Genomic DNA, 6,835 nt, shown 5'->3' on the forward strand with positions numbered 1-6,835 from the left:
GTGGCCGAACACGAGCACGGCTGCGGGTACGAGCACGAGCATCCGCACGGGGCGGACGGTGACGCAGGCTGCCACTGTAGTGGCTCCGGCTCCGAGCTGGTCCGCTTTTCGGTTACCGCACCGGACGACCTGCTGCGCCGTTTTGACGAACAGATCGCGCGCCGCGGCGACGTGGCCAACCGCTCCGAGGCCGTGCGCGACCTGATTCGCGCCTCGATCGCCAAGGAGCAGATGCGCACGCCCGATGAGCATGTTATCGGGTCGCTCACCATGATCTACGACCACCATACCGGCGACCTGACGCGCCGTCTGGACGAAGTGCAGCACGACTACACCGACGAAATCGTATCGACCATGCACGTGCATCTGGATCACCACAACTGCTTAGAGATTCTGGCGCTCAAGGGTCGCGGCGAGCGCGTCTACGAGCTGGCCGACCGTCTGCTGGGCCTGCGCGGCGTTAAGCACGGCGAGCTCACGTGCGCCGCCACCAAGCAGAGCCTGGGACTGTAGCGCACCTGTCCCTATTTGGTCGGTTTTGATGAGGGGTGTCGCATGCGACATGTGCATATTCATGTAACGGGCATTGTGCAGGGCGTTGGCATGCGGCCGTTTGTGTATCGCGAGGCCATGGCGCATGGCATTTGCGGATGGGTGCTCAACGCGGGCGACGGCGTGCATATCGAGGCGCACGCTCCGGCCGATGCGCTCGATGCTTTTGTTGCCGCGCTTTCTGAGCATGCGCCTGCGGCAGCCCGCGTAGAGTATGTCGAGGTTGTGGACCTGGCAGCCCACGGTTGGGATACCGCCAATGAACAGGGTTTTCGCATCGTAGCATCGCAGGACCAGACCGCGCACACGACGCTCGTCTCGCCCGATATCGCCACCTGCGATGATTGTCTGCGCGAGTTGTTCGACCCCGCCGATCGGCGCTATCACTACCCTTTTATCAACTGTACCAACTGCGGACCGCGCTTTACCATCATCCGGTCGCTGCCTTATGACCGAGCGGCCACGTCGATGAATTGTTTTCCTATGTGTCCTGAGTGTGCCGCGGAGTATGCCGACCCACTCGACCGGCGTTTTCACGCGCAGCCCGATGCCTGCTTTGATTGCGGGCCGCATATCATGTGGCGCGAAGCGAGCGTGGGCGATGAGCCGGGCGAAGCCGCCGCGTTGCCGGCCGTCGGCACCACGCGCGAGACCAGCGACGCCATTATCGACCGCTGTGTTGAGCTGCTGGCCGGTGGCGGTATCGTCGCCATCAAGGGTCTGGGCGGATTTCACTTGGCATGCGACGCCTCCAACGAGCAGGCGGTAGCCGAGCTTCGCCGCCGCAAACGCCGCAGCAACAAACCGCTTGCCGTTATGGTACGCGACCTTGCCGACGCTGAACGCCTGTGCCATGTCAACGACGTTGCACGCGGCTTGCTGGCCGGCAGCATTCGCCCCATTGTGCTGCTGCGCCGACGTGCTGCTTGCGAGAGCGGCGGCTCCCCCGACGCCCTCGCGCTCGCGCCGTCCGTCGCGCACGACCTTCCAGAGCTCGGTGTTATGCTCCCCTACACCCCGCTTCAGCATCTGTTGCTTGCCGCGGCAGAAGCCCGCGGTATGCACGCGCTCGTCATGACCAGCGGAAACCTGAGCGAAGAGCCTATCGAGACCGACGACGATCTTGCCTGGAAACACCTCGTTGCCGCCGGCATCGCCGACGCACTGCTCGGCAATGACCGCGCGATCCTCTCTCGCTACGACGACTCCGTAGTACGTGTGGTCGACGGTGCCGTTATGCCCGTGCGCCGCGCTCGCGGGTACGCCCCGCAGCCGTTGCCGTTGCCGGCACTCGCCAGCGCCGCGCCTTGTGTACTCGCCTGCGGCCCGCAGCAAAAGGCCACGATCGCGCTCACACGCGAGGACGCGAGCGGAGCGTCGACCTGTTTTATGTCGCAGCATATCGGCGATGTCGAAAACGGCGCGACTTTCGATGCGTGGAACGCCGCGCGTGCGCGCCTGGAAGACCTTTTTGACCTGGCGCCTGCCGCGCTGGCCTGCGACCTGCACCCCAGTTACCTATCGAGCCAGTGGGCACGCGAGCAGGCGCAGGAACGCAATCTGCCACTTGTCGAGGTTCAGCATCATCATGCGCATATCGCAAGCGTGATAGCAGAAGCCATCGCTACAGGGCAGCTTGCACCCGATGCGCGCGTTCTGGGTATCGCCTTCGATGGCACGGGCGCCGGCACCGATGGAACCATTTGGGGCGGTGAGTTTCTTGTCGCCGGCCTTGCCGATTTTAAGCGCGCCGCACATCTGCGTACCTGGGCACTCCCCGGCGGCGCCGCATCCGTGCGCGATGCCCGGCGCAATGCCTTTGCCCTGCTGAGCGAGCTCGGTCTGCTCGAGCACCCGGGTGCCGCGGGGATCCTGAGCAGCCTCGATGAGCAGACGCGCAGTATCACGACCACGATGATCAAGCGAAACATCAACAGCCCGCGAACGAGCAGCATGGGCCGCTCGTTTGACGCCGCGGCGGCAATCTTGGGCATCTGCGGCACTGCAACCTACGAGGGTGAACCCGCCATCGAGCTCGAGGCCGCCGCTTGGCGCGCACTTGACGGAGAAATCAGCCGTTTCGCTGGCAATCAGGCGGGTGTATCCGCATCCGCCTCAACATCGCTGGACAGTTTGTTCAGATACGTATTAACTACAGACCCCCTATCCGACATTTTTGACTCGAATTTGGCCAAAAAAGGCTCTCCAGACACCCCGTTTGCGGCAAGCATGCCCGGTGCAGGCCCAAAATCGACCCATTTGGAGTCCTCGCAGACGACTTTTGCCACCCAGAACCACTCTAAAAAAAACGTATCTGAACTAACTGTCCAGGCGGCCTCGAATAGCTCCCTCGTTTTGGACCAAAGAACATTTTTCGAGGCGCTTTTGAGTGGAATCGAGGCCGGCACGCCGGCCGACAAGCTCGCACTCGGCTTCCATATCGCCATCGCGCGTGCATCGGCCCGCATCGCAAGCGAAATCTGCGCCCGCGAAGGCATCGACACCGTCGTGCTCTCGGGCGGCGTGTTCATGAACCGGCTTTTGCTTCGGCTCCTCACCCGTAAGCTTGAAGACACAGGGCTTACTGTCTTGGTTCCCCGCACCGTGCCCGTCAACGATGGCTGCATCGCCTACGGCCAGGCGGCGGTCGCCCGCGCTCGGCTCGCGCAGATCACACCGCAGTAGGCTGTTTGGCCAGCCCATGCACCGCCGTCTCACAGGTGTAACGCGTTTGCCCGCAACCCCCGCGAGCGCTACCATCAACTGATGGATTATTAAGCGCCTATCCAGCGCAAAGCGTATAAAAGGGAAACATTATGTGCCTTGCCGTTCCCGGTAAAGTGGTCAAACGCGACGACGACCTTAAGGCGACCGTCGACATGATGGGCATCGAGCGCCCGGTGTCACTGCGACTCGTGCCGACGGCGCAGGTAGGCGACTATGTTCTGGTACACGCCGGCTTTGGCATCCAGATTGTCGATGAGCAAGAAGCTCAAGAGACGCTCGAGCTCGTCAATACCATGACCGAGCTGGTCGAAGAAGACCAACTCGCCACCAACCCGGCCGAGGCATACTAGTGGCGGCGGCGCAGCCGGTTCGCTCCGGTATCGACTTTTCGGCATTTCGCGATCCCAAGCTCGCTCGCGAGCTCATCGACCGTATTCATGAGCTTGTCGGCGACCGCGCCATCAACCTTATGGAAGTCTGCGGCACGCACACCGTGAGCATCGGCCGCTATGGCTTTCGCTCCATTATGCCGGTGGCGCTCAAATTGCTGAGCGGCCCGGGCTGTCCCGTCTGCGTCACCGCCAACCGCGACATCGACCATGCAATCGCGCTTTCCAGCATGGACGGCGCCATCATCACCACCTTTGGCGACATGATGCGCGTGCCCGGATCGTCCACCTCGCTTGCCGCGCAAAAGGCAGCCGGGCGCGACATCCGTATCGTCTACTCGCCGCTCGACGCGCTCGATATTGCCGAGCACAACCCCGACCGCCCGGTCATCTTTATGGGCGTGGGCTTTGAGACCACGACGCCCACCATCGCCGCCGCCATTTTGGAGGCAGACGCGCGCGGGCTCCAGAACTTCTCGGTCTACTGTGCCCACAAGACCACGCCGCCGGCACTGCGCGCGATTGCCAACGACCCCGAGACCACCATCGACGGCTTTATCCTGCCGGGCCATGTCGCCACCATCACAGGCCTGGCGCCCTTTGGCTTTTTGGTCGACGAGTTTAAGACCCCGGGCGTGGTTACCGGATTTGAGCCGGTCGATATCCTGCAGGGCATCTGCATGCTGGTGCAGATGGTCGTTGAGGGGCGGCCCGCGATCGACAACGCGTACCGTCGCGGCGTCAACGTGGACGGCAACCCCGTGGCGCGCCAGCTGGTCGAGCAGGTGTTTGAGCCGTGCGATACCACGTGGCGCGGGCTGGGACCGATTGCCGCCTCGGGCCTTTCCATCCGTCCCGAGTTCTCGCGTTTTGACGCCGGCGCCCGCTATGACGTGCCCGTTGAACCGACGGTCGAGCCGCGCGGATGCCGTTGCGGCGACGTGCTGCGCGGGGCCATCGCACCGAGCGACTGCCCACTTTTCGGCCACGCCTGCACGCCCGAGCATCCTGTTGGCCCGTGCATGGTGAGCTCTGAAGGCAGCTGCGCGGCACATTATCGTTATCATGACTAGCCCAAACACCCTCGATTGGAGTTTTCGATATGTCCCATAGCGTCACCGATAGCACTGTCCTGCTGGGCCACGGCTCCGGCGGGCAGATGATGAAGCGCATTATCGACGAGGTCTTTCTGGATGCCTTTGGGTCGCCCGAGCTGCTCGAGGGCAACGACGCCGGTGTCGCCACGCTGCCCGCGAGCGGGCGCATTGCCATGTCGACCGACAGCTTTGTGGTGACGCCGCAGTTCTTCCCCGGCGGCAATATCGGCAGGCTCGCCGTGTGCGGAACCGTCAACGACGTTGCGACCTCGGGCGCCAACGTGCGTTATCTTTCGTGCGGTTTTATCCTCGAAGAGGGCTATCCCATGGATAAACTGCGCCAGATTGTGCAGACCATGGCCGAGACGGCGCGCGAGGCGGGCGTCAAAATCATCACCGGCGACACCAAGGTAGTCGAGCGCGGCGGGGCCGACGGCGTCTACATCAACACCGCCGGCGTGGGCGAGGTTCCCGCGGGCGTGACGCTCAGCGGCGCCAGCTGCCAGCCCGGCGACGTCATCCTGGTCTCGGGCACGCTGGGCGACCACGGCATCGCCATCATGAGCCAGCGCGAGGGTTTGGCGTTCTCCAGCACCATCGAAAGCGACGCCGCGCCCCTCAACCACCTGATTGCCGACGTGCTGGCCGCTGCCCCCGACACGCGTTGCTTCCGCGACCCCACGCGTGGCGGCCTGGCATCCACGCTCAATGAGTTTGCGCAGGCGAGCGACGTTGCTATGGAGGTCGACGAGGATACCGTGCCCGTGCGCCCCGATGTGCAGGCCGCCTGCGAGATGCTCGGCTACGACGTGTTGCAGGTAGCGAACGAGGGCAAGATGGTCGCCGTGGTGCCGGCCGAGCAGGCCGATGCCGCGCTGGCGGCCATGCGCGCCGCACGTTACGGCGAGAATGCCGCCATCATCGGTCGCGTGTTGCCGCTTGCCGAAGGCGCCCGACCCGCCGTGCGCGTACGCACCGGCTGGGGCTCGACCCGCATTCTCGACATGCTCGTGGGCGAGCAACTGCCGAGAATTTGCTAACGGCAAAGGCGGTCGGGCGGCGCGACCCGATACACAGCAGTCAAAGTTGTTCAGATTCCAAGCATGCCCGACACGCCAGCCAAGTATCATGGGGTGCGTTCTAGAACCCAAACGGCGGGAGCACCCATGGCAGCAGCATATTCCCATGTGATCTTTGATTTGGACGGTACCATCCTCAACACGCTCGAGGACCTGGCGGCCGCCGGCAACCATACCTGCGAGGTGCACGGCTGGCCCACGTTTGCCGTGGACGAGTACCGCTACAAGGTGGGCAACGGTATGCTCAAACTAGTCGAGCGCTTTATGCCCGCCGAGTATGCGGGCGACGGTCGCATGTTTGAGCAAACGCTTGCCGAGTTTAGGGCTTATTACGGTGAGCACAAGGAGGACCACACTGCCCCCTACGCCGGTACGATCGAAATGCTCGACCGCCTGCGCGCCGTGGGCGTTCAGCTTGCCGTGCTCACCAACAAGGATCACATTTCTGCAGCTCCGCTTATCGAGAAGTACTTTGGCTCCGAGCGCTTTGCGCTGGTACAGGGCCGCGTGGACGCGTTTCCGCCCAAGCCCGAGGCGCCCGTCACGCTGCATGTGATGGAAGAGCTGGGGGCCGACCCGGCAACCACACTCTACGTGGGCGATTCCAATGTCGATGTTCTGACCGGTCACAATGCCGGCCTTAAGAGCGCCGGCGTCACCTGGGGCTTCCGCGGTCGTGCAGAACTCGAAGCCGCCGGCGCCGACTACGTGGTGGACACCCAGGACGAGCTCGCCGCGCTGATCCTGGGCGAGTAGCGAGCCGCCCACAAAGAAGTTGCGGTGAAATAGGGACTGGTTGCCGGCCTACTGGCCCCAAACAGTCCCTATTTCACCGCAACTTAGATGGGCACGGGGTAGCTAAAAGAGCCCCGTCCCAAATTAGCTACCCCTCAACAATGGCGACACCACAGGTAGAGGACGGACAGCGAGCGGGCACCAGAGCGAACAAATTGGCATGAAAAGAGGACGGCATAGACCTTCTGGTCATGCC

General features: G+C 63.2%; 6 protein-coding genes. All 6 read left to right on the forward strand.

The genetic code is table 11. The features are described from left to right. The 6 genes from nikR (at position 1) to I2G43_RS07560 (ending at position 6,600) form a co-directional block, all read left to right on the forward strand. Positions 1–513 (forward strand): nickel-responsive transcriptional regulator NikR, encoded by a 513-nt coding sequence (gene nikR / locus I2G43_RS07535; RefSeq protein WP_118205863.1) that lies wholly within the window; start codon positions 1–3, stop codon positions 511–513. A 42-nt stretch (positions 514–555) separates the two neighbouring features. After that, entirely contained in the window at positions 556–3,237 is a 2,682-nt protein-coding gene (hypF, locus tag I2G43_RS07540; protein ID WP_195535684.1) for a carbamoyltransferase HypF, read from the forward strand. Positions 3,238–3,368: 131 nt separating this feature from the next. Next, positions 3,369–3,629 carry a HypC/HybG/HupF family hydrogenase formation chaperone gene (locus I2G43_RS07545; RefSeq protein ID WP_195535685.1) on the forward strand — a complete coding sequence of 87 codons (261 nt, stop codon included), beginning with the start codon at positions 3,369–3,371 and terminating at the stop codon, positions 3,627–3,629. Then, complete coding sequence (hypD, locus tag I2G43_RS07550) at positions 3,629–4,741, forward strand: hydrogenase formation protein HypD (RefSeq protein ID WP_195535686.1); 1,113 nt, start codon at positions 3,629–3,631, stop codon at positions 4,739–4,741. The genes I2G43_RS07545 and hypD overlap by 1 nt, the downstream gene beginning before the upstream one ends. Positions 4,742–4,770: 29 nt before the next feature. After that, on the forward strand, positions 4,771–5,805 hold the full coding sequence (hypE, locus tag I2G43_RS07555; protein WP_195535687.1) for a hydrogenase expression/formation protein HypE: 1,035 nt from the start codon (positions 4,771–4,773) through the stop codon (positions 5,803–5,805). A 126-nt stretch (positions 5,806–5,931) separates the two neighbouring features. Continuing rightward, the gene (locus I2G43_RS07560) at positions 5,932–6,600 is read left to right on the forward strand and encodes an HAD family hydrolase (RefSeq protein WP_195535688.1); all 669 of its coding nucleotides are present in this window, start codon (positions 5,932–5,934) and stop codon (positions 6,598–6,600) included. Positions 6,601–6,835 lie beyond the last annotated feature (235 nt).

The organism is Collinsella aerofaciens (assembly GCF_015557435.1).
Taxonomy (GTDB): Bacteria; Actinomycetota; Coriobacteriia; order Coriobacteriales; family Coriobacteriaceae; genus Collinsella; species Collinsella aerofaciens_Z.

What these genes read in the sequence shown, in the direction of transcription:
- hypF (WP_195535684.1), top strand. Translation starts at nt 556, where the DNA reads ATGCGACATGTGCATATTCATGTAACGGGCATTGTGCAGGGCGTTGGC.
- I2G43_RS07545 (WP_195535685.1), top strand. Translation starts at nt 3,369, where the DNA reads ATGTGCCTTGCCGTTCCCGGTAAAGTGGTCAAACGCGACGACGACCTT.
- hypE (WP_195535687.1), top strand. Translation starts at nt 4,771, where the DNA reads ATGTCCCATAGCGTCACCGATAGCACTGTCCTGCTGGGCCACGGCTCC.
- I2G43_RS07560 (WP_195535688.1), top strand. Translation starts at nt 5,932, where the DNA reads ATGGCAGCAGCATATTCCCATGTGATCTTTGATTTGGACGGTACCATC.